This is a genomic window from Mycobacterium sp. D16Q13 (assembly GCF_002013375.1).
Taxonomy (GTDB): Bacteria; Actinomycetota; Actinomycetes; order Mycobacteriales; family Mycobacteriaceae; genus Mycobacterium.
Genome location: NZ_MAEW01000019.1, coordinates 52,758 through 75,315, shown reverse-complemented (window position 1 = coordinate 75,315; position 22,558 = coordinate 52,758). Strand labels below are relative to the sequence as shown.

The following is a 22,558-nucleotide window of genomic DNA, read 5'->3' as shown; positions in this document are numbered from 1 at the left end:
GCATCGCTCAGCCCCTGTAGTCCCATGCGGAATCCAGGCGGGCCGAGTCGTCGACTCCATGCTAGGACGAGGCACCGACAACCCTCGCGTCACGAGGGGCCACTACGGTGAAACCATGACCTCGATCACCATCGATGACGACTACTCGGGCCACATCGAGCCGGGCTCCGGCGTGGCTCGTCGCACCGTGGACGGCGCAACCATCATCAAGGCCTCGGTGGGGCCGATGGACAACAACGCATACATCGTGACATGCGCGAATACCGGCAAGTCACTGCTGATCGACGCCGCCAACGATGCGGAACGGCTGGCCACTCTGCTGGACGAGAACGCCCCGAACGTCGCACTCATTGTCACCACACATCAACACTTTGATCATTGGCAGGCCCTTGAGGCGATCGTGGACAAGACCCAATCCCCTAGTGCCGCGCATGATTTGGATGCCGGACCGCTTCCGGTGCACCCCACGACGCTGCTAGCGGGGGGCGACAGTTTCGATATCGGCGACCTGCATTTCGATGTGATCCACCTGCGCGGGCACACGCCGGGCTCGGTGGCCCTGGCGTTCACCGCCGGCGGTGTGACCCACCTGTTCACCGGGGATTCGCTCTTTCCAGGTGGTGTCGGAAAGACCTTCAGCCCCGAAGACTTCGATCAGTTGCTCGACGATGTCGGCGAGCGCCTATTCGGCACGTACCCCGATTCCACGGTGGTCTACCCCGGACATGGAGATGACACCACCCTGGGCGCCGAGCGCGGATCGCTCGGCGAGTGGCGCGAACGAGGCTGGTAAGCCGGCCCCGTTCGCGCGCGCCGGGTCTTAGGTGGTGTGAACGATCAGCACGTCGCACCTGGAGCGACGCGCGACATCGGAGGGAACCGAACCCAGCAGGCGTCCGGCGATGGTGTTCAGACCGACATTGCCGACGACCAGCAGATCAGCCTTGGAATCCACCACCAGATCCAGCAGCGCGTCCACCGGCGCTCCCTCGATCGAGCGTTCTTCCACGCTCGTCGCGCCCGCCGCTCCGGCGCGCTCGCGAGCGGTGCGCAGGATGTCGTAGACGGGTGCCTTGCCGGTGACCTTGTACGCGTCATCCTTGAGTACATCGGCCGAGTGTGGGTTGTTCTCTGGGAAGTACGCGGTCGCGACGATGAGCTTGGCACCGGCAGCGCCCGCGATGGCTCCAGCGCGGTCGACCGCCCGATACGACGAATCCGATCCGTCGGTACCGACAACGACAGTGCTGTATGCACTCATGAAAGGTCCTCCAGTTCCATTTGACCAGGCCAGATGAGATTAGCCGGGAAGGGCCCCGGCCATGCGCCATTTGGCTGATTGTGTCGGGCTATGCGCGTGATTTTCCCTCGCCGGGTGCGCGTACAGGTATGGCCTGCGCCTCAATCCGGATATGAGGACGATCACGCGTCATTACGCCACGCGGTCATGCACCGTTGGAGTAAAGCCTGACGACTTGATAGAGAAATGCCCGTCCGTCGTACAGGGACTTCACCTGGATTCGCTCATCGAGGCCATGCGCGTGGGTCTCTCCGGGCTGGGCGAATATGCCACTGAGGCCATACACCGGAGTCTTCCCGAAGTAGATGGCATCGGTTGCTCCGGTGGACATGGTGGGGACCAGCGGTACACCGGGCCACATCGATCCGGCGACGGCCTTGATGGGATCGACGATCCGTGGCGTCAGCGGGGGAACACTGGCCACGTTGGTGCGGAAGGCCTCGGTGGGCTTCACCGTGATCTTGGGGTCATTGACGGCCTTCACGATGGCCCCTTGAACCGCTTCTTGAACCGACCCGGCGCCGCTGCCGGGCAGTATGCGGCAGTTCACATTCGCGGTGGCGCGTTGCGGTAGCGCGTTGTTGGCATGTCCGCCTTCGATTTTCGTGGGGACGCAGGTGGTGCGCAGCATCGCGTTGTACAACGGGTTCCTGGACAGCACAGATGTCGCCGCCGGGTCTTGCGGGTTGGCGACAATCGCCGACATCGCGTGACCCACCTCTCCCGGTTGCAGCGGGGCCTGTGCCGTGAAGTACGCCCGGGTCACGTCGTTGAGCTGGACGGGGAACGGCGCGGCGGCGAGCCGGTCCAGGCCGGCCCCGAGTGCCTGTATCGCGTTGAACGGCCGGGGCTGGCTGCTGTGTCCACCCTCGTCGGTGACCTCCAGGGTGAAGTCTTGGTAGATCTTCTGGCCCGCCTGGATCTCCAGCAGGATGGGTTTGTTGTCTTCGCCGAGGTCGCCGCCGGCACCTTCATTGACGACGAACTCGGCGTCCACGAGCTCGGGCCGGTTTTGATGGAGCCACTCGGCACCGTTGACCTGCCCACCACCTTCCTCACCGCAGGTCAGGGCCACGCGAATCGGACGTTTCGGCACGAAGTTCTCTGCGCGGTACCGCATGAGACTGTCCACGAAGATCGCGGCCATTGCCTTGTCGTCCTCGGCACCGCGGGCATAGAAGTATCCGTTCTCCTCGACGAGGGTGAACGGATCACGCTTCCAGTCCTCACGTTTGGCTTCGACAACATCGATATGCGCCAGCAACAGAATGGGTTTGGCACCCGCATCGGACCCGGCAAGCGTCGCGACAAGACCGCCGTCCTTGGGGTGATCGGGCGGGCTGAACAGCACCAGGTCCTTGTCGGCGTATCCGGCGGACTTGAGACGGTCGGCCATCTTCTGTGCGGCCTCGGTGCAACTCCCCTGCGATGCGGTGGTATTGGTCTCGATCAACTCCCGATACAGATCGCGAAACGCCCCGCGATCGTCGGTGGCGGAGGGAGCGCTACTTGCCGGTGAGCCCTGATTCTGCGGTGTCCCGCAGGAGGCGATGGTGAGCACGGCGGCGGTCAGGGCGAGAATCCGATGCATGGCTTCGTTCATACACCCGTGACGCTCACCGAGGGACCCGAACCGTGCCTTCCGCTAGGTTATCCGTCACGTCAGCTGTCCGGCCGGGACCGGGGCCCGCGCGAAACACCCTGGAGGACACCACAACACCCGAGAGCACTAGTGCGGCGAACCCCAGGAACAGTAGCTGCGCACCGCGCGTGGCCGATCCACCGAGATTGACGAGCACTCCGGCCAGGCCGGCACCGAAGGCTCCGGCGATCAGCTGCACGGTGCTGATGGCGGCTGCGGCCGCACCGCTTTCGGCTGGATCGGACGACACCGACATCGCCGCGGATGCCAGGTGTGGCCAGGCCATGCCGATGCCGGCACCCGTCACCGCGAAACCGACCGCCCACAGTGTTATCTCCGGGACGCTGGCGCCATCACGCTGCAGTACACCGGCCAGGATCAGCCCTGCGGCAACCACCAAGGGCGCGACCGTCACCACACGTGCGACGGTCCGTGCCGTGGCCGATGCGCTGATCATTTCGCCGACGGTCCACCCGAATGCCAAGGTGGCCCCGAGGAATCCGGCGGCAACAGGGACCAGGTGTCCGAGGCGCTGACCAAAGAACGGAATATACGTCTCGACCATCGAGGCCACCGCCAGCACCGCGATGGTCAGGTAGATCCATTTCAGCGGGTTACGTGCGAAGACCGCCCTGGGCAGTACCCACGCCGTAGAGCGTCGATCGAGCGTGACGAACAGGACCACCAGTGCGGCCGCGCCGGCGATCAGCCCCACCATGACCGGCAGCGAGGACTGGAGCCCGGCCACGGCCACCAGGCTGGCAGCTGTCGTCAGCACCAGCAGGGACCGCACCGGAACGCTATGCCGGGCAGCCTCGGTGTTCGCACTCTCCGGTCGCGTCAGCACATAGGGCACCATGGCGGCGATGCCGAGGGTGATCACCGTCAACGACACGAACGCCCACCGCCACAACCCGAATTGCGCGAACAGCCCACCGGCCGCGGGGCCCACAAAGGTACCCACGCCCCACATCGCCGACGTGAGCGCCGAAGCGCGTGTCCATAGCCGCTGTGGCAGTGCAAGATTGATGACAGCATAGGCGAGTCCGGCCAGCAGCCCGCCCGCCGCGCCCTGGACCGCGCGCCCGGCGAGCATGACCTGCATGCCCGGAGCTACCGCACATATGACGGTGCCTGCGGCGAACGCACTGAACGCGAGTAGATAGGAGCCGCGTGGGCCGGCCCAGCCAAGAAGGGGGCTCACCACCGTGGCGGCACTCACCGAGGCGATCAGATACAGCGTGGTCACCCACGCGTAGAAACGTTCTCCACCGATATCGGCAACGGCGCTCGGCAACAGACTGGTGGTGAGGTACACATTGGTCGCGTACAGCGCCACTCCCCCGGCGAGCACCGTAACAATGCCGAGTTGTCGCCCGCACAACAGATCCCGCCAGCTGCCGGTCGCCACGTCGTGAGTCATGCCGACACGCTATGAGCTAAAGTGCACTTGAGATCAAGGAGGCCTGATGAAGGACAAGGCCGAGCTGTTGCCGATCGGAGAGGTGGCCAGGCGGTCCGGAATCGCGGTATCCGCGGTGCGGTACTACGCCGACATCGGCCTGATCCCCGCCGAGCGCACGTCCGGCAACGCGCGGGTGTTCCGCCGCCATGCGTTGCGCCGCATCTCACTGATCCGGGTCGCCACAGGATTCGGCATTCCGTTATCGGAGGTCGCCGAGGTGCTGTCGAGCCTCCCGGATGACCGGGCACCGAGTACTCGTGACTGGCAACGAATCTCGCGCCAGTGGCATTCGCATCTGGAAGAGCGCAAGAACGCCATCGCAGATATGCAGGAGAAGCTCACCGGGTGCATCGGCTGCGGATGTCTGTCAATGACCAAGTGCACACTGTTCAATCCCGCCGACGTACTTGCCGAGGACGGGTCGACCGGTGCGCTCCTGCTCGCCGAGCCGTGCTGATTACTTGAGGCCCGCGGCGTCCATACCGCGTAATTCCTTCTTCAGATCCGCGATTTCGTCACGGAAGCGCGCCGCGAGCTCGAACTGCAGATCACGCGCCGCCGCCATCATCTGCTCGGTCATGTCCTTGATCAGGTCGGCCAGCTGCGCGCGGGGCATGCTCTTGGTGTCGCGGCCTTCGAACACCCCGGCACTCACCGCGCGACCCGGCTCGCCCTGTGCCCGCCTACCGCGACTGGAGTTACGGCCGGATCCGCCCACCGCCACTGCCTCGGTGTCTTCGGCTTCGCGGTATACCTGGTCGAGAATGTCAGCGATCTTCTTGCGCAATGGCTGTGGGTCTATCCCGTTCGCCTCGTTGTAGGCGACCTGCTTGGCACGCCGCCGGTCGGTCTCGTCGATGGCCTCTTTCATCGAGTCCGTCATGGTGTCGGCGTACATGTGCACCTCACCGGAGACGTTGCGCGCGGCGCGTCCGATGGTCTGAATCAGACTCCTGCTGGACCGCAGGAATCCCTCCTTGTCGGCGTCGAGAATGGCGACCAACGACACCTCGGGCAGGTCCAGACCCTCCCGAAGGAGGTTGATACCGACGAGGACGTCGTACTCGCCGAGCCGGAGCTGTCGCAGCAACTCCACCCGCCGCAGGGTGTCGACCTCCGAATGCAGGTAACGCACCCGAATACCCATCTCCAACAGGTAGTCGGTGAGGTCCTCGGCCATCTTCTTCGTCAGCGTCGTGACCAGCACCCGCTCATCGGCCTCGGTGCGTTGACGAATCGAGGCGATGAGATCGTCGATCTGTCCCTTGGTGGGTTTGACGATCACCTTCGGATCCACCAGCCCGGTGGGCCGGATCACCTGTTCCACGAACTCGCCGCCGGCGGCGCTGCGCTCGTAGTTCCCGGGCGTCGCTGACAGATACACGGTCTGCCCAATTCGCTGGGAGAACTCCTCCCAGGTAAGGGGACGGTTGTCCACCGCCGACGGCAACCGGAAGCCGAAGTCCACCAGGTTCCGTTTACGCGACATGTCGCCCTCGTACATGGCGCCGATCTGCGGAACCGTCACATGCGACTCGTCGATGACGAGCAGAAAGTCGTCCGGAAAGTAGTCCAGCAGCGTGGCGGGTGGCGTACCGGCGCCGCGCCCGTCGATATGCCGCGAGTAGTTCTCGATACCCGAGCAGAAGCCAACATTGCGCATCATCTCGATGTCATAGTTGGTGCGCATCCGCAGTCGCTGGGCCTCCAGCAGCTTGCCCTGGCCTTCCAGCTCGGATAGGCGTTCCTCAAGCTCCCGCTCGACACCAACGAGCGCCTTCTCCATCCGGTCCGGCCCCGCCACATAATGTGTGGCCGGAAAGATCCGCAACGAATCAGTTTGACGCACAACGTCTCCGGTAAGCGGATGCAGATAGTAGAGCGCCTCGACCTCGTCACCGAAGAACTCGATACGGACCGCTAGCTCCTCATACGAGGGAATGATCTCGACGGTGTCGCCGCGGACCCGGAAGGTGCCCCGCGTGAATGCCACGTCATTGCGGTTGTACTGCATGTCGACCAGTAACCGCAGCAGCGCGTCCCGGGGCACTTCGAGCCCGACATCCAATTGCACGGAGCGATCCAAATAGGACTGCGGGGTGCCCAGACCGTAGATGCACGAGACCGATGCCACCACCACCACGTCCCGCCGGGACAGCAGGTTGGAGGTCGCGGAGTGCCGCAAGCGCTCCACATCGTCGTTGATGGAGCTGTCCTTCTCGATGTAGGTGTCGGTCTGGGCGATATACGCTTCTGGCTGGTAGTAGTCGTAGTACGACACGAAGTACTCGACAGCATTGTGCGGCAGCATCTCCCGGAGCTCATTGGCCAGCTGCGCGGCGAGAGTCTTGTTCGGCGCCATCACGAGCGTCGGCCGTTGCAGCCGCTCGATGAGCCAGGCCGTGGTCGCCGACTTACCGGTGCCCGTGGCACCGAGCAGCACGACATCCTTCTCCCCCGCCCGGACTCTGCGTTCGAGCTCGGCGATGGCACCGGGCTGGTCACCCGCGGGCTCATACTCACTGACGACCTCGAATCGCGCATCGGCACGCAGGATGTCCGTGACTGGGCGGTACTCGGAATGCGCAACGATGGGGTGTTCTGTTGCGAAAGCCATGAGCCCAGAGTAAGCCGAGGGTCCGACATCCCCTCTACTACCAGTGTGGAAGGCAGGTAGGAAACCAGCGTGCACCCGCCCAAACGCGAGGTCTTCGACCTCGATGCGATGACGAACACCGACCCCAAGGGAATCGTGCGGTCGGTGGACGAGTACCGGATCGAGCCCTGGGGACTCTTCATGGCTCGCCCGACGCCCGGCCGGGCGCAGTTTCACTATCTGGAATCCTGGCTGCTCCCGACGCTGGGATTGCGTGCGAACATCTTCCACTTCAGTCCGGGCTACGAGCGCGATCAGGACTTCTATCTTGATGTCGGCGACTTCGTCCCCGGGCCGTCACAATGGGTGGCTGTCGACCACTATCTTGACCTCGTGGTGCGCCGCGGACGTGAAACCGAATTGACGGATGTAGACGAGTTACTCGAGGCGCATAAGGCAGGATTGCTATCCACTGCCACAACAGAACTCGCCGTCCACCGGGCGGCCACGACCATCAGCCACCTCGCTAGGCACGGGCATGACTTGAACGCATGGCTCGCCGCGGCCGGAATGCCGTTGACCTGGCGCGACCCGAACGGAGACGCTCATGCCTGAAGCCATTCGCTGGGGAATCATCGGACCGGGCCGTATTGCGGGAAGTGTGGCCCGCGACTTCCCGCTCACACCGGGAGCCGAGCTGGTGGCCGTTGCCTCCCGGTCGGTCCAGCGCGCCCGGGACTTTGCGGAAACGCACCGAATTCCACGTGCCTTCGGCTCCTATCGGGAGCTGCTCTCCGACCCTGATATCGACGCTGTGTACATCGCCACCCCTCACCCCCAGCATCGGCAGGCCGCCATCGCGGCGCTCACCGCAGGCAAGGCGATCCTGGTCGAGAAGACCTTCACCGCGACGGTGTCCGGAGCCCAAGAGATCATCGATATCGCAAGGGCCCGTGGCGTTTTTGCGATGGAGGCGATGTGGACACGGTTTCAGCCGGCGATCGTCGCGGCCAAGAAACTTGTCGATGACGGGGCCATCGGCGAGGTCCGTCAGGTACAGGCGGACCTCGGGGTCGATCGCCCGTTTGATCCCGACGACCGGTTGTTCAATCCCGCGCTGGGCGGCGGAGCACTACTGGACCTTGGCGTTTACGTGGTCTCCCTGGCCCAGTACTTCCTCGGCGATCCAGCGGCGGTGGTGGCACACGGTTCGTTGTCTCCCACCGGGGTGGACGCCGAGGCCGGTCTGTTGCTGCGCTACGACGACGGACGCACCGCCACCTTGCTGTGCTCACTGCTGCATTTCACGCCGGGTCAAGCCCGCATCTTCGGTACCGAGGGCTGGATAGACATTCTCCCCCGTTTCCATCACCCGCGCGAGATCGTGTTGCACCGCAAGGGATCTGATCCCGAGGCAATCGTGAAACCGCCCGTTGGCGGCGGTTACAGTCACGAACTCGCCGAGGTCACCAGATGCCTGCTCGACGGCCGAGCACAAAGCACGGTGATGCCTCTCGCGGACACCTTGGCTGTGCAGCGGGTGCTGAATACGGCCTGCGAGCAACTCGGCGTGCATCACACCGAAGACCCTGCTGACCTGGAGTGATCACGTTGCCTCCGCTTCTTGAGCGCCGGTAGGATGCCGGTATGCGCCACCTCCTCCGAGGGCTAGGCGCTGCCGGGGCAGCGGCGGTCACGCTCGCGCTTCCGGCAGCACCAGCCTCCGCAGCCGAGCTGCACAACATCAGCTACATCGCCCGCGTCGATGGGCTCGGCCGCGGTATCTCCGTGACGTTCAAGACCGATCCGGTGGATCGGCGGACCGAGCAACCCCGTCTAGGGCCGGGTGAATCCTGGGAGGTGAACCTCGTGATGGAGGACCCCGCGCAGGCCGGGATGACCGTTCGGGTGCTGCCTCCCTACGGCGTCGGCTTGCACTGTGAAGTGCAGGTCGACGACGTCGTGGTCGACTCCCAGGACCTCACGGTGCCCCCGGCTCTGGGGATCTTCAATGGGCCCGTCAACGACTCTGTCACCTGCGGGCACTTCAACGCGTAACAAGAGTCAAATTAGTCACTTTCGCACCCCGGACCTGCGTGAAAACCGCTACAATGGCGCCATGCGCCTGAACTCCATTCGTAGCAATATTCGCGGTCCATTCCGCGCTGCCGGAATTGCGATAGTCACCGCGGGAATCGCCGCGAGCACATTCCCCGCGATTGCGTCCGCGGACTCCACCGATGACTACCCAATTCCCCGCCGGATGCTGAAGACCACGTGTACTGCCGAACAGTACCTGGCCGCGGTCCGCGATTATGACCCCATCTACTACACGCGATACATGATCGATAAGAACAACAAGCCCGATTATGTGCAGCAGGCGACAATTGACCGGATTCATGAGTTCTTCGCCAAGGACTACGCGGGTCGCCGCGCCGAGTCTGAGGTCTTCGCGGTGAACTACCCGCCCGAGGCCCTGACGTCTCAGTGGCCCAACTGGGGCAAGATCTTCTTCAACAACAAGGGTGTTGTTGCCAAGGGCACCGAGAATTGCAGCAAGTACCCGTCCGACATGTCGGTGTGGGACGGACCCTAACCAAGCGCGCAGTAAAACGCCCCGCGGTGATCCATACCGGCGGGGCGTTTTTCTGTCTGTATCTCAATGGTGCACAAACCTCGGCAAAGAGTTCGGCCCCATGCCTTGAGCATGGGGGCCGAACGTGCACTCACGGGTTAGACCGCAGGTCGTGGGAACTCCGCGGTGACCGGATCATCATGTACGGGACCCGACCCCACCGGAACCGGAGCCGGCGGTGGAGCCTGATGCACAACCGGCACGGGCGGCGGTGGTGGATCGGTGGCGTACTTGCTGACCTTCATGGGCCACCAGAACCATCGACCCATGAGGGCAGCGATGGCCGGTGTCATGAACGCCCGGATGATGAAGGTGTCGAAGAGCAGACCCAGACAGATCGCCGATCCCGCTTGGCCGATCGCGATCAGATCGCTGGTGATCATCGAGCCCATGGTGAACGCGAACACCAGGCCGGCCTGGGTGGCCACACTTCCCGATCCGCCGACACCTCGAAGGATCGCGGTGTTCAGACCACCGTGCAGCTCTTCCTTGAATCTGGACACCAGCAGCAGGTTGTAGTCCGATCCGACCGCCAACAAGATGATGACGGTGAACGGCAGCACGAACCAGTGCAGCTGCAGGCCAAGAATGTGCTGCCACAGCAACACCGACAGGCCGAAGGATGCCCCCAGCGATATCGCGATGGTCCCGACGATCGTGAACGCCGCCACGATGCTTCGCGTGATGACCAGCATGATGACGAAGATCAGGCATAGCGACGCGATGACCGCGATCATCAGGTCGTACTTCACCATCTCGCCGATGTCGTGATAGGTCGGTGCCGTGCCGCCGAGATAGAGCTTGGCCTCGTCCAGCGGGGTGCCCTTGATGGCGTTCTTGGCGGCCTTGAGTTCGACCTCGGTGTTGGCGAGCGACTCCTTGCTGGCGTAGTCGCCCTCGTGCGTGATGATGAACTGCGCGGCCTTGCCATCCGGCGACATCATCAGCTTGACGCCCTTCTTGAAGTCCTCGTTATCGAAGGCTTCAGGCGGCAGGTAGAAGAAGTCGTCATTCTTCGCCTCATCGAACGCCTGACCCATCACCGTCGCGGTGTCGGTCATGCGGTCCATCTGCGTGATCATGCCGTTCATCGTGCTGTACATGGTCAGCATGGTGTTCCGCATGTTTTTGGTGATGGCAATCATCGGTGGAAGCTGCTCCACCATCTGTGGCATCAGCTTGTCCATCTTGTTGATGTCCTTGACCATGCCGTCCATGTTTTCGGCCATTTTGTCGATGCCGTCAAGAGTGTCGAATATTGATCGCATCGACCAGCACATCGGAATATCAAAGCAGTGCTTATCCCAATAGAAATAATTGCGCAACGGCCGGAACTGGTCATCAAAATTCGAGATGTTATCTCGCATTTCGTGAACGGTGCCTTGCAATTCCGTACTGACGCCCGCGAGATCATGCGTCACGTCGACTAGCTCTTTCATAATGCTGTACATGCGTTCGATGATCGCGATCATCGAACCCAGGTCGTCGGCCATCTTCAACATATCGGCCATGCTGTTCTTCAAGTAATTCATGTTCTCGGTCATCGATACCGATTGCATACTCACCTGGAAGGGCACGGAACTGTGGTCGATGGGTGCGCCCATCGGGCGGGTCATGCTCTGCACCTTGTTGATGCCCTCGGTGCGGAAGACGTTTTTGGCGATCCGGTCCAGCACCAACATGTTGGCCGGGGTGCGCAGATCCTTGTCCGCCTCGACGATCAGGATGTCGGGGTTCATTCTCGCCTTCGAGAAGTGCCGGTCGGACGCCTGGAAGCCCTGAATCGACGGCAGGCCAGTCGGGATGTAGTACCGGTCGTTGTAGTTGACCGAGTACGTGGGCAGGATGCCCAAGCCGACGATCGCGATGATCATCGTGACCGCCAAAATCGGTCCCGGCCAGCGCACGATGGCGGTGCCGATCTTGCGCCATCCCCGGCTCTTAATGGTGCGCTTGGACTCCAGCAGCCCGAACTTCGTCGCTATTAGAATCACCGCCGGACCGATGGTGAGCGAGGCGGCGACCACCACCAGCATGCCAATCGCACACGGCACACCCAGCGACTCGAAGTACGGCAGGCGAGTGAATTTCAGGCAGAATGTGGCGCCCGCGATGGTGAGGCCCGAACCCAAGATCACGTGCGAGACACTGTGATACATGATGTAGAAGGATTCGAGCCGGTCCCTGCCCTCGGCCCGTAGCTCGTGATAGCGGCCGATTTGGAAGATCGCGTAGTCGGTCCCGGCCGCGATGGCCAAGGACGTCAGCAGGTTTACCGCGAATGTCGACAGGCCAATGATTTCGGCATTGCCCAGGATCGCGACCACGCCACGAGCGGCACCCAGTTCAACGAACACCATGAACAGGATGAGCAGCACCGTCGTGATGGACCGATAAATGAGGAGCAGCATCACGGCAATGACGATGAAGGTGATACCCGTCATCTTGAGCATGCTCTTGTCGCCGGCGTCGTTCATGTCCATCGTCAGCGCGGCCTGGCCGGTGACGAAGACCTTGAGCCCGTCGGGATATGTGCTGTTCTTCTTGCTCTCGTCGATGAGCTTGGCGACGATGTCCTGGACCGCCGTGACGGATTCCTTGCCTTCCGTCGTGCCTTGGTCCCCACGGAGATTCAACTGAACGTAAGCAGATTTTTCGTCGACACTCTGCGCGCCACCGGCGGTGATGCGGTCGCCCCAGAAATCCTGGGCGTATTCCACGTGCTTGGTATCGGCACGCAGTCGTTTGACCAACTCGCGGTAGAACGTGTGCGCCTTGTCGTTCATATCGGTGGAGAACTTGGTGTCACTCTCCAGCAGGACCATCACCATGCTGTCGTCCTTGAACTGCTGGAACAGCTCACCTTGACGCTTGATGGCCTGATACGACGGCGCGTCCTTGGACGCCAACGACACCGAGTGCTCTTTGCCGACCTCTTCGAGCTGTGGCACGACGACGTTGACGATGACCGTCAACACCAGCCAGGCAAGAATGATCGGTACGGAAAACGTGTGGATGAACCGCGCTATGCGCGAAGGCTTTTGGGTTGCGCCATTCGTGGAAGCGCTATGTGTGCTCATGCGGATTTCACCATGCAGAAGACTTGGGCGTTGTGGTTGGACACAGTCTGTTCGTCCTTTACTTCACCGTTGGACAGGATGCGGCAGCCGATTTCATCGCTATCCCCCATCGCAACGACATTGGCGAAGACGGAAGTCATCGTCGTCGTGATGGTTAATGTCCACGGCAGTGTGGTGAATTGGGCGCGCTGCGGCTGTGCCCGGTCATCGAGATAGTTGACCTCGCCCTTTGTCCCTGCGGGACCAAAGATTTCGTAGACGATGTCTTTCGGGATGATGTTCTTGGAGTCATCCTTGATGCCGATCGCCTGATTGATGTTGGTCGAGCCGAACACGCCGTGAAGCCGATAGACACCAAACGCGGCAGCCGAGATCACCACCAGAACGACGAGCGGGACCCATACCCGCGCCAATACCTTGAAAATGGTCCAATCCCCTTCACCCGTGTGGCCCGGGGGCCAACAACTCGACTCTGCCTATCGCGTCCGGCCGTGCATGTCCGTGATTTGCGCGCAAATAGTTACCAGCCAGTACGACACCGTGTTGTTTTTGCGGAGCCAGTGATCGCGTGGGGTGCCCGGTCACAACATCCGTTCATCCCACCCGGCTCCGCTCATACCCGTTTTCTCAGTAATTCGTAAGGGATACTACATACGTTTGTCAGGGAACTGTACATGTGCCATCGGTCACAACTTACGCATTTCTTCCCCTGAACACCCGAAACAGCCTAGTTAGCTACAAGAAAATGTCAACAACCGGTGACACGGATCTATTCCCCGCTTCTTTTCGTCAATGTTACGAAAGCACCAGCTCGCACATACAAGTTGGTGACTGGCCTAAGAATCGCACCAGCTACTGGACCTTGCCGGTGTTTGCCACTGCTATCTTTCAGCGGGCTGTCCGACGTCGGCTCGTGAGCCTCAAGCGCACGCGAGCCCCGCTCGTGTCGTGGCGGGTAAAGGTGACTAAGACCGGGCGATTCAGAGGGGCGTGTCCTTCGCCACATTACGAGACATTTGTCCATTAGCAACGCGGAGCTCACCATCGCAAGCCCACGGCGACAACGAATTCAGCAAACTATTTGCGTGCTATTCGACGCCCGGCCATCCCGTGGCGGCGTCGATAATCAGCAGATCCCACCATGCACCAGCGCGAGTTATCCACGCGCCGGTACAAACTCTGGGCACAGCGGTCTACCCGCGGTCAGCGCCTAGGCAGCTGAGATGAACCCGCCAGCGAACGACCGAACAGTTAGACCGCTGGCCTTGGGAATTCTGTCGTCACCGGATCATCCCCCGGCCCCGAACCGACTGGCGCCGGTTGAGGAGATGGCGGCACGGTCGTTGGCGACTGCGGTGTTCTCGGCGGGGGCAGCGGTCGCGTACGTACGTTCAGCGGCCACCAGAACCAACGGCCGAGGATGGTCGCGATGGCCGGTGTCATGAACGAGCGCACGATGAGCGTGTCGAACAACAGGCCCAACGCAATCGTCGTTCCGACCTGCCCGATGATGCGCAGGTCGCTGACCACCATCACGGCCATCGTGAAGGCGAACACCAAGCCGGCGGAGGTCACCACGCTGCCGGTACCGCCCATGGAGCGGATGATGCCGGTTTTCAGCCCGCCATGGAGTTCTTCCTTGAGTCGGGAGACCAGTAGCAGGTTGTAGTCGGAGCCCACGGCGAGCAGCACGATGATGGCCATCTGCATGACGAGCCAGTGCAATTCGATGCCGAGTACGTACTGCCAGATGATGACCGATAAACCGAATGAGGCGCCCAGGGACAGCGCAACGGTGCCCACGATGACCAGCGAGGCCACGAAGCTTCGCGTGATGAGCAGCATGATCAGGAAGATCAGGCACAGCGCGGAGATGCCGGCGATCATCAGGTCGTATCGGGCGCCGTCGGACATGTCCTTGAACACGGCCGCGGTGCCACCCAACTCGATCTTGGCGTCTTCAAGGGGCGTGCCCTTGACGGCCTCGATCGCGGCTTGCTTGATCGGCTCAACGTGCGCGAGGCCTTCAGGCGTCGCGGGATCTCCGCGATGCGAGATGATCATCCGGACCGCCTTACCGTCCGGCGATAGGAACGACTTCAGGCCGCGTTTGAAGTCGGCGTTGTCGAAGATCTCTGGCGGGAGATAGAACGAGTCATCGTTCTTGGCGGCATCGAACGCCTTACCCATGGCGGTCGAGTTCTGGCTCATCTCGTCCATTTGGTTGTAGAAGCCAGACATGGTGCTGTGCTGCGTCAGCATCATCTTCTGCATGTCTTCCATGATCGGAACCATTGCGGACATATCCGACACCATCTTGGGCATCAGCTGATCCATTCGCTCCATGTTGACCACCATGCCGTCCATGGTTTCGGTCATCTCATCGATCTTGTCGAGGGTGTCAAAGATCGAACGCATGGCCCAGCACATGGGTATGTCGAAGCAATGCTTCTCCCAGTACAGGTAGTTGCGAATCGGGCGGAACCAGTCGTCGAAGTTCGAGATGCTGTCGCGCATCTCGTGGATCGTTCCTTGCAGGGTGTGCATATCGCCGACGAGCGAGTGCGTGATGCCCGCCATCGTGGTCATGTTGGCGAGGGTCCGCTTCATGATGACGACGTTCTCGCCCATCTTGTCGGCTTGGACCTTCATATCGGCCATCCGGTCCTTCATCAGCTTCATGTTCTGCAGCTGACCCACGCTCTGCATGCTGATGAGGAACGGGATGGAGCTGTGCTCGATCGGCGTGCCCTGCGGGCGCGTAATCGCTTGCACACGAGCGATTCCCGGAACGCGGAACACCGCCTTGGCGACCTTGTCGATGACTAGGAAGTCCGCCGAGTTCCGCATATCGTGATCGGCCTCGATGAGCAGCATTTCGGGGTTCATCCGGGCCTGCGAGAAGTGCCGGTCCGCGGCCTGGAAACCTGCGTTGGCGGGGATCTCCTTGGGGATGTACTTCTTGTCGTCGTAGCTGGTCCGGTATCCGGGCAGTGCCGCCAGGCCGATGATGGCAATCGACAACGCGGCCGCGAGCACCGGGCCGGGCCAGCGCACGATCGTGGTTCCGATCTTGCGCCAGGCACGAATTCGCATGGCGCGCTTGGGCTCGAACAGTCCGAAGCGGCTTCCGATGGTGATCAGCGCCGGTCCCAGGGTGAGCGACACGAGCACGCCCACGAGCAGGCCTACCGAACACGGCACACCCAGGGTCTGGAAGTACGGCATGCGCGTGAAGCTCAGGCAGTACATGGCGCCGGCGATAGTCATGCCCGAACCCAGGATGACGTGCGCCGTGCCGTGGAACATCTCGTAGTACGCGGCCTCTTTATCGGCGCCCATAGATCGGGCTTCCTGATAACGGCCAATCAAGAAGATGGCGTAGTCGGTTCCGGCTGCGATCGAGAGCATCACGAGCAGGTTCACCGCGAAGGTAGACAAGCCGATGATCTCGGTGTTGCCCAGGAAGGCGATGACTCCCCGTGCCGCGGACAGCTGAATGCCCACCAGCATGAAGACCATGATCACGGTGAAGATCGACCGGTAGAAGAACAGCAGCATCACCACGATGACCACGAAGGTGAGCGCCGTGATCAGCTTCAGGCTGCCGTCACCGGCGTGGTTCATATCGGTCTGCAGCGCACCGGGGCCGGTGACGTACACCGTGAGCCCATCGGGAAGCTTGCCGCCGTCCTTGGTCCACTCCGATTCGAGCTGTTTGACGATGTTGCGGGCAGCTTCGGTGGACTCGTTGGAGAGGGTCTCGCCCATGTTTCCGGCGAGGTTCACCTGGACATAGGTGGCCTTGCCGTCGGTGCTTTGCGCGCCAGCCTCAGTGAGCGGATCGCCCCAGAAATCCTGGACGTGCTGGACATGCTTGGTATCGGCCCGCAGCCGCGTCACCATCTCGTCGTAGAACTTGTGCGAGCCGGGGCCGAGCCGCTCCTGCCCTTCGAGCACCACCATGACGACGCTGTCGGAGTCGGACTCCTTGAACATCTTGCCCATGTTCTTCATCGCCTGCATCGCGGGGGCGCTCTGCGGGCTGAGTGAAACGGTGTGCTCCTTGCCCACCTGCTCCAGCTGCGGAACAAAGGTGTTCAGAGCAAAGACGATGGCCAACCAGCCGATGACGATGGGGATCGACAGGCGCCGAATCCATTTGGCGATGAAGGTGGGCTCGCCTCCGCCGTGTGCCCCGCTCATGCGGACTTCACAAAGCAGTAGACGTAGGCGCTCACCTCGTTGGTATACCTTTCATCTTTTTTCTCATCATTGGCCGTGATGCGGCAGCCCAGCCCATCGGCATTACGCGTCTGCGCCAGGATGTTTCCCGTCATCGACGGTGCCGTCGTGACGATCTCGATCGACCACGGCAAGACCGCACCGTTGATCTGATGCGGTTCGCCCTCTTTGTCGATGTAGTTGATGTCCGCGATGGTTCCGGGCGGGCCGTAGATCTCGTAGACCACATGCTTGGGCTTGGAGTTGTTTTTGTCGTCGGTCATGCTGCCGGCGTAGGTGGGCAGCTGATGAGAGCCGAAAATGCCGCGAATCCGCCATACCGCGAAGCCTGCGATGGCAAGGACGAGCACCATCACCACCGGGATCCAAGCCCGCTTCAATGCGCTGAGAATCGTAAAACCCCTTCACCCGTTGGCGTTTCGCAAGGCGACGCCACCTACTGGCCCGAACCTGACGCAACTACTGATCGGATACCCGCACCCGTCCGCCCCATTGACAAGGGCGTCGCAGCAATCGCCGCGTGATGGCTGCTTCGAGCCTGCGATGCCTAGGTGCGCGCACCCAGACGTTTCTCGAAGTAAACCATGCCTAAGTGCGGAACAGTTGACTCCCTTCCAGCGCGTTCATCAGGATCTTTAACGCATATGACGTGCGTAACGCACGCTACCGGGTGGTTCGCTGCCTCGCAAATCACACGCCGTGCGTTATCCTCGGCACGTGGCGCAACTGACATTCCAACGCGCCCGCACCGACGAAAAGAAGCGTCAGCGGGCGGCAGCGATCGTGGAAGCCGCACGGTCGCTCGCTGTGGAATCGGGTGTCACCTCGGTGACGCTGACTGCGGTCGCCAATCGCGCCGGGGTGCACTACTCCGCGGTTCGGCGCTACTTCAGCTCGCATAAGGAAGTGTTGTTGCACCTGGCCGCCGAGGGTTGGACCCGCTGGTCGGACACGGTGTGCGCCGCGCTGGCCAAGCCCGGCCCCGACTCCCCCGCTCGCGTGGCCGAGGCTCTGGTACACGGGCTCGTCGACGATCCGCTGTTTTGCGACCTCCTGGCGAACCAGCATCTTCACCTGGAACACGAGGTCGACGTCGAGCGCGTCGCTGAGGTCAAGCAGATCAGTAACGCCGCCGTGATGGCGATCGCCGAATCGATCGAACAAACGCTCCCCGAGATCGGCCGCAAGGGTTCACTGGACATCTTGGTGGCAGCGTTCTCGCTGGCAGCCATGCTGTGGCAGGTCGCGCACCCACCCGAGGGCCTTGACCACGACTATCAGAATGAACCGGGTGTCCCGCCTGACTGGAGTCTCGACTTCGAGCCGGCATTGACACGGCTGCTGACGGCAACCTGTGTCGGTATCGTCGCGAACACGCACTGAGTTCAGCGCGTCGAGAGCGTCCACCCGGTCTTATCTGCCCACGCCAGTGCGCGCGGATAGGCCTGCGCAAACCAGGGTTCCTTGGCATCCACATAGGCGGCCGGATCGCCACCCGACGCAGTGGCCGCGCGCTCGGCCGCGTGTTTTACGGCAAGGTATTCGTCTCGCGCCTGCCGATCGGAACGCAGCCAATCCCTGAAGACCAGAGCGAACCGCTGTCCTGGCCACCCGTCGACCCGCAGATGTACCAGAACCGCCCGCCCTGGATCGCCGGCGGCGTGAATTCGCTTGCCCCATTTGGCCTTGTCGGTGTCGTGCGGGTCGTCTGAGGTGATGCCGGGGATCGGGGGCAGCCCGATCCCCGCCAGCGGATCGGCCAGGGCATCTGCCACCTCGAGTGACTCGACAGTTACCTGGATATCGATCACGTCCTTGGCGTCGAGCCCAGGTACCGCGGTGGAGCCGATGTGGTCGATCCGCAGTGCCTTCGGCCCGCACGCCACCGCGATCCGGTTTACCGCGCGCTGCGCTTGTTCAGGCCAGGTGGGATCGGCGGGCACCAGCACCGGCGCCCACGGTGCCCGTCGCCGGGTACGCAGGTTATGCGCGTAGGGCGACAGGCGAGTAGCCCAGAGATCACGAACTGTCTGTGCGAGTGCTTCGGTGTCGCCTGAGTTATCCAGCCACACATCGGCAATCGCGCGGCGTTGTTCATCGCTGGCCTGCGCGGCCACACGTGCGCGGGCGTCCTGTTCGTCCATGCCCCGATGCGCGATGAGTCGCGCCACCCGAGTCTCGATTTCTGCGTGCACCACCAGCACCAGGTGGTAGAAGGGGGCCAACGAGTTCTCGGTGAGCAATGGAATATCTTCCACCACAACGGAATCCTCGCCCGCAGCGGCCATCAATTCGGCTCGGCGGGCTCCGACCAGCGGATGCACGATACCGTTGAGAGTGGCACGGTGCGTGTCATCCTGGAATGCGATGGCGGCCAGTGCGGGGCGATCCAGAGCGCCGTCGGGCCGCAGAATCGAATCACCGAAGGCCTCCACGAGCGCAGCCAGGCCAGGTGTTCCGGGTTCGACCACTTCACGCGCGATGACATCGCTGTCCACGATGAACGCACCACATTCTGCGAGCGTCCGTGACACCGTGGACTTCCCCGCTCCGATTCCTCCGGTCAGGCCGATCCGCAACATGCCCGCAGTCTGTCACCCTCGGCGCGTTCACTATGCGTTGGGGGCGTTGCCCTCTCGGATTGTCCAGATATCGTCGCGCTGAGCTCACCGTCAACAAAAAGAGGGCCCCGGTCATGATGACCGGGGCCCTCCTTCAGAACACGTGCTTAGGCGTTGCCTGCCAGCTTCTCGCGCAGTGCGGCGAGCTGCTCGTCATTGGCGAGCGAACCACCCTGCGAGGCCGAATCATCGGACCGCGACGAGCTGGAAGAGCCGTTCGCCACGGCAGCGGCCTCCGCCTCGGCGGCGGCTGCGGACTTCTCCATCTGAACGGTGTGCATCTTGTGACGACGCTCGGCCTCGGCGTACCGGGCCTCCCACTCTTCACGCTGCTTGTCGAAGCCCTCGAGCCACTCGTTCGTCTCGGAGTCGAAGCCCTCCGGGAAGATGTAGTTGCCGGCCTCGTCGTAGCTGTCGGCCATGCCGTACTTCGAGGGATCGAACTCCTCGGTGTAGTCCTCGTTGGCCTGCTTGAGGCTCAGCGAGATGCGGCGACGCTCCAGGTCGATGTCGATGACCTTGACCATCGCGTCGTCACCGACACCCACAACCTGATCCGGCACCTCTACGTGACGCTCGGACAGCTCGGAGATGTGCACCAGGCCTTCGATGCCCTCCTCGACACGGACGAACGCACCGAACGGCACCAGCTTGGTGACCTTACCGGGAACGATCTGGCCGATGGCGTGAGTGCGAGCGAAGTGGCGCCACGGGTCTTCCTGGGTTGCCTTGAGCGACAACGAAACCCGCTCGCGGTCCATGTCGACGTCGAGAACCTCGACGGTGACCTCGTCGCCCACCTGCACCACCTCGGACGGGTGGTCGATGTGCTTCCACGACAGCTCGGACACGTGAACCAGGCCGTCAACCCCTCCGAGATCGACGAACGCGCCGAAGTTGACGATCGAGGACACGACACCCTTGCGGATGGCGCCCTTGGTGAGCTGGTTGAGGAACTCGCTGCGCACCTCGGACTGGGTCTGCTCCAGCCAGGCGCGGCGGCTCAGCACCACGTTGTTGCGGTTGCGATCGAGCTCGATGATCTTGGCCTCGATCTCCTTGCCGATGTACGGCTGCAGATCGCGGACACGACGCATCTCGACCAGCGACGCGGGCAGGAACCCGCGCAGGCCGATGTCGAGGATCAGGCCGCCCTTGACGACCTCGATGACGGTGCCCTTAACGGCCTCGTCCTTCTCCTTGAGCTCCTCGATCGTGCCCCAAGCCCGCTCGTACTGAGCGCGCTTCTTGGACAGGATCAGGCGACCTTCCTTGTCCTCCTTGGTGAGGACCAGGGCCTCGACCTCGTCGCCCACGGAAACGACCTCGTTGGGGTCGACATCGTGCTTGATCGACAGTTCGCGGGACGGGATGACACCTTCGGTCTTGTAACCGATGTCAAGAAGAACTTCGTCGCGGTCAACCTTGACGATGGTCCCTTCGACGATGTCGCCATCGTTGAAGTACTTGATCGTCTTGTCGATAGCGGCGAGAAAATCCTCGGCCGAGCCGATGTCGTTGACGGCTACTTGCGGCGAGGTGACGGTGGGACTTGGCATGTGTTGGGTTGCTCCGGACAGGTTGTGTAGTAGGGACAGTTCTGCCTGCAGCTAGCTTCAGCTGTGGGCGTGCTTTGACCTCCGCGCGTGCGGCAGAGATGCACATCACCTTACTCGACTGCCCTCCACCAGGACAAACCCGGTCCACTCACCGGTCGCGGGCGCATGGCGGTTACCGCACCCATAAATGAGCTCGCAGCTACTCTTCGGTGGTGTCCTACGCGCCCGCGCCCGCACCCATGCCGCCCCTGCCCGGATTTCCTCAGCGGATCAAGAAGGTCGGGGCGCCTATTGGCGTCATTATCGCGCTTGCGCTGGTAACGGGGCTGATCCTTACCGGATTGCTGGTCTCCAATCCGGCCGGCGCGATGATCGGGCTGGTCCTGTCGAGCATCGCGATCGGGATCGTTGTCCTGTGTTATCTGTGGCTGGACAGGTGGGAGCCGGAGCCCTCACGGCTCCTTGTGCTGGCCTTCGTCTGGGGTGCGTCGCTGGCCGTCGTGGTCTCGATGATCCTGGAACTGGCCTTTGGATCGGTTTTTGACCCGGACGGCGCCACCACCTTCGGGGCAGTCGCCATTCGCGCACCCTTCATCGAAGAGGCCGCCAAGGGTGCCTTTCTGCTCCTGATGCTGACTGGCCGCCGTCGCCACGAGGTCAACTCGCTGACCGATTGCCTCGTGTATGCGGGCATTACCGCCGCCGGGTTCGCGTGGCTCGAAGACATCGCCTACATCGGCAGCGGCAACACCGTCGGCGAGTCGGTGCTCACCGCCATCCTGCGGCTGGGGCTGGGTCCCTTCGCTCACTCGTTGTTCACCACCATGACGGGAATCGGCGTCTACTACTCGATGCGGCAACGTAGCGCCGTCGCGAAATTTTTCTGCATCCTGGTCGGCTACCTCGCGGCCGTGCTCATGCATGGCCTCTGGAACGGCTCGTCATTCCTCGGGTTCGAGGGCTACCTCGCCGTATACGTGCTGTGGATGGTCCCGATCTTTGTGCTGATGATCGTGGTCGGAGTGCGTAGCCGACGCAAGGAACAGCATGTCGTCGCCGCGAAGCTGCCCGGAATGGTGGCGGCCGGATTGGTCACCCCCAACGAATCCACGTGGCTGGGCTCGATCAAGGATCGCAAGCACGCCATCGCCGAGGCCAAACGAATCGGCGGGGCTCCGAGCGGCGCCGCGGTGAAGAACTTCGCGGCGCAGGTCGTAGAGCTGGCGTTCGTGCGTGATCGCATCGAACGAGGCTCTCGCGACCCGCGAGATTTCGCTATGCAGACCGAGGAGGCGTACGCGGTCATGGCCGCTCGGGCCGCCGCTCCGGTGTTGCAAACACTCTCGGGGTATCGCGCTCCCGTCACGGGGTAGCGTTACCACTGGTGTTGTCTAGTCAAAGACGATCAGGAGCAT

At 62.3% G+C, this 22,558-nt stretch carries 18 protein-coding genes; 8 read left to right on the top strand and 10 right to left on the bottom strand.

The features are described from left to right. The first annotated feature begins 115 nt into the window (after positions 1-115). Positions 116-793: an MBL fold metallo-hydrolase gene (locus B4400_RS19865; protein ID WP_078312298.1), complete on the top strand. Its 678-nt coding sequence runs from the start codon at positions 116-118 to the stop codon at positions 791-793. 27 nt (positions 794-820) lie between these two features. On the opposite strand, the gene B4400_RS19860 is transcribed toward B4400_RS19865, so the two are convergent. From B4400_RS19860 to B4400_RS19850, 3 genes are all read right to left on the bottom strand, one after another. Beyond that, positions 821-1,261: a universal stress protein gene (locus tag B4400_RS19860; protein ID WP_078312297.1), complete on the bottom strand. Its 441-nt coding sequence runs from the start codon at positions 1,259-1,261 to the stop codon at positions 821-823. A gap of 184 nt (positions 1,262-1,445) precedes the next feature. Further along, positions 1,446-2,903 carry a M20/M25/M40 family metallo-hydrolase gene (locus B4400_RS19855; RefSeq protein WP_078312296.1) on the bottom strand — a complete coding sequence of 486 codons (1,458 nt, stop codon included), beginning with the start codon at positions 2,901-2,903 and terminating at the stop codon, positions 1,446-1,448. 13 nt (positions 2,904-2,916) lie between these two features. Beyond that, the gene (locus B4400_RS19850) at positions 2,917-4,365 is read right to left on the bottom strand and encodes an MFS transporter (protein ID WP_078312295.1); all 1,449 of its coding nucleotides are present in this window, start codon (positions 4,363-4,365) and stop codon (positions 2,917-2,919) included. Positions 4,366-4,411: 46 nt separating this feature from the next. On the opposite strand from B4400_RS19850, the gene soxR reads away from it, so the two are divergent. Then, positions 4,412-4,864, top strand: a complete 453-nt coding sequence (gene soxR / locus B4400_RS19845) for a redox-sensitive transcriptional activator SoxR (RefSeq protein WP_078312294.1) — start codon at positions 4,412-4,414, stop codon at positions 4,862-4,864. Here the strand turns inward: soxR and uvrB are convergent, their stop codons facing one another. Further along, positions 4,865-7,024 (bottom strand): excinuclease ABC subunit UvrB, encoded by a 2,160-nt coding sequence (gene uvrB / locus B4400_RS19840; protein WP_078312293.1) that lies wholly within the window; start codon positions 7,022-7,024, stop codon positions 4,865-4,867. Positions 7,025-7,093: 69 nt separating this feature from the next. On the opposite strand from uvrB, the gene B4400_RS19835 reads away from it, so the two are divergent. From B4400_RS19835 to B4400_RS19820, 4 genes are all read left to right on the top strand, one after another. Next, the gene (locus tag B4400_RS19835; RefSeq protein ID WP_078312292.1) at positions 7,094-7,618 is read left to right on the top strand and encodes a ribonuclease FAU-1 family protein; all 525 of its coding nucleotides are present in this window, start codon (positions 7,094-7,096) and stop codon (positions 7,616-7,618) included. Then, entirely contained in the window at positions 7,611-8,609 is a 999-nt protein-coding gene (locus tag B4400_RS19830; protein ID WP_078312291.1) for a Gfo/Idh/MocA family protein, read from the top strand. Before B4400_RS19835 ends, B4400_RS19830 begins: the two co-directional genes overlap by 8 nt. 41 nt (positions 8,610-8,650) lie before the next feature. Next, positions 8,651-9,061, top strand: coding sequence for a hypothetical protein (locus B4400_RS19825; RefSeq protein ID WP_078312290.1), 411 nt, complete (start codon positions 8,651-8,653; stop codon positions 9,059-9,061). A gap of 61 nt (positions 9,062-9,122) precedes the next feature. Then, positions 9,123-9,599, top strand: coding sequence for a DUF5078 domain-containing protein (locus tag B4400_RS19820; protein WP_078312289.1), 477 nt, complete (start codon positions 9,123-9,125; stop codon positions 9,597-9,599). A 137-nt stretch (positions 9,600-9,736) separates the two neighbouring features. Here the strand turns inward: B4400_RS19820 and B4400_RS19815 are convergent, their stop codons facing one another. From B4400_RS19815 to B4400_RS19800, 4 genes are all read right to left on the bottom strand, one after another. Further along, entirely contained in the window at positions 9,737-12,718 is a 2,982-nt protein-coding gene (locus tag B4400_RS19815) for an MMPL/RND family transporter (protein ID WP_078312288.1), read from the bottom strand. Next, entirely contained in the window at positions 12,715-13,131 is a 417-nt protein-coding gene (locus B4400_RS19810; RefSeq protein WP_078312287.1) for an MmpS family transport accessory protein, read from the bottom strand. The genes B4400_RS19815 and B4400_RS19810 overlap by 4 nt, the downstream gene beginning before the upstream one ends. Positions 13,132-13,969: 838 nt before the next feature. Continuing rightward, positions 13,970-16,924 (bottom strand): MMPL/RND family transporter, encoded by a 2,955-nt coding sequence (locus B4400_RS19805; protein ID WP_078312286.1) that lies wholly within the window; start codon positions 16,922-16,924, stop codon positions 13,970-13,972. Beyond that, positions 16,921-17,316, bottom strand: coding sequence for an MmpS family transport accessory protein (locus B4400_RS19800; RefSeq protein WP_234803077.1), 396 nt, complete (start codon positions 17,314-17,316; stop codon positions 16,921-16,923). The genes B4400_RS19805 and B4400_RS19800 overlap by 4 nt, the downstream gene beginning before the upstream one ends. A 364-nt stretch (positions 17,317-17,680) precedes the next feature. Here B4400_RS19800 and B4400_RS19795 point away from each other — a divergent pair, with 364 nt between their 5' ends. Beyond that, positions 17,681-18,346 carry a TetR/AcrR family transcriptional regulator gene (locus tag B4400_RS19795; protein ID WP_078312285.1) on the top strand — a complete coding sequence of 222 codons (666 nt, stop codon included), beginning with the start codon at positions 17,681-17,683 and terminating at the stop codon, positions 18,344-18,346. 2 nt (positions 18,347-18,348) lie between these two features. Here B4400_RS19795 and coaE read toward each other — a convergent pair whose 3' ends face one another. Beyond that, entirely contained in the window at positions 18,349-19,545 is a 1,197-nt protein-coding gene (gene coaE, locus B4400_RS19790) for a dephospho-CoA kinase (RefSeq protein ID WP_078312284.1), read from the bottom strand. A gap of 146 nt (positions 19,546-19,691) precedes the next feature. Then, positions 19,692-21,143, bottom strand: coding sequence for a 30S ribosomal protein S1 (gene rpsA, locus B4400_RS19785; protein ID WP_078292702.1), 1,452 nt, complete (start codon positions 21,141-21,143; stop codon positions 19,692-19,694). A 239-nt stretch (positions 21,144-21,382) separates the two neighbouring features. On the opposite strand from rpsA, the gene B4400_RS19780 reads away from it, so the two are divergent. Further along, positions 21,383-22,516: a PrsW family intramembrane metalloprotease gene (locus tag B4400_RS19780; RefSeq protein WP_139361503.1), complete on the top strand. Its 1,134-nt coding sequence runs from the start codon at positions 21,383-21,385 to the stop codon at positions 22,514-22,516. Positions 22,517-22,558 lie beyond the last annotated feature (42 nt).

Coding starts and splice junctions, on each gene's coding strand:
- B4400_RS19860 (WP_078312297.1), bottom strand. CDS start 1,261: ATGAGTGCATACAGCACTGTCGTTGTCGGTACCGACGGATCGGATTCG.
- B4400_RS19780 (WP_139361503.1), top strand. CDS start 21,383: ATGCCGCCCCTGCCCGGATTTCCTCAGCGGATCAAGAAGGTCGGGGCG.
- rpsA (WP_078292702.1), bottom strand. CDS start 21,143: ATGCCAAGTCCCACCGTCACCTCGCCGCAAGTAGCCGTCAACGACATC.
- B4400_RS19825 (WP_078312290.1), top strand. CDS start 8,651: ATGCGCCACCTCCTCCGAGGGCTAGGCGCTGCCGGGGCAGCGGCGGTC.
- B4400_RS19820 (WP_078312289.1), top strand. CDS start 9,123: ATGCGCCTGAACTCCATTCGTAGCAATATTCGCGGTCCATTCCGCGCT.
- B4400_RS19805 (WP_078312286.1), bottom strand. CDS start 16,924: ATGAGCGGGGCACACGGCGGAGGCGAGCCCACCTTCATCGCCAAATGG.
- soxR (WP_078312294.1), top strand. CDS start 4,412: ATGAAGGACAAGGCCGAGCTGTTGCCGATCGGAGAGGTGGCCAGGCGG.
- B4400_RS19850 (WP_078312295.1), bottom strand. CDS start 4,365: ATGACTCACGACGTGGCGACCGGCAGCTGGCGGGATCTGTTGTGCGGG.
- uvrB (WP_078312293.1), bottom strand. CDS start 7,024: ATGGCTTTCGCAACAGAACACCCCATCGTTGCGCATTCCGAGTACCGC.
- B4400_RS19865 (WP_078312298.1), top strand. CDS start 116: ATGACCTCGATCACCATCGATGACGACTACTCGGGCCACATCGAGCCG.
- B4400_RS19800 (WP_234803077.1), bottom strand. CDS start 17,316: ATGGTGCTCGTCCTTGCCATCGCAGGCTTCGCGGTATGGCGGATTCGC.
- coaE (WP_078312284.1), bottom strand. CDS start 19,545: ATGTTGCGGATCGGCCTGACCGGAGGAATCGGAGCGGGGAAGTCCACG.
- B4400_RS19830 (WP_078312291.1), top strand. CDS start 7,611: ATGCCTGAAGCCATTCGCTGGGGAATCATCGGACCGGGCCGTATTGCG.
- B4400_RS19855 (WP_078312296.1), bottom strand. CDS start 2,903: ATGAACGAAGCCATGCATCGGATTCTCGCCCTGACCGCCGCCGTGCTC.
- B4400_RS19815 (WP_078312288.1), bottom strand. CDS start 12,718: ATGAGCACACATAGCGCTTCCACGAATGGCGCAACCCAAAAGCCTTCG.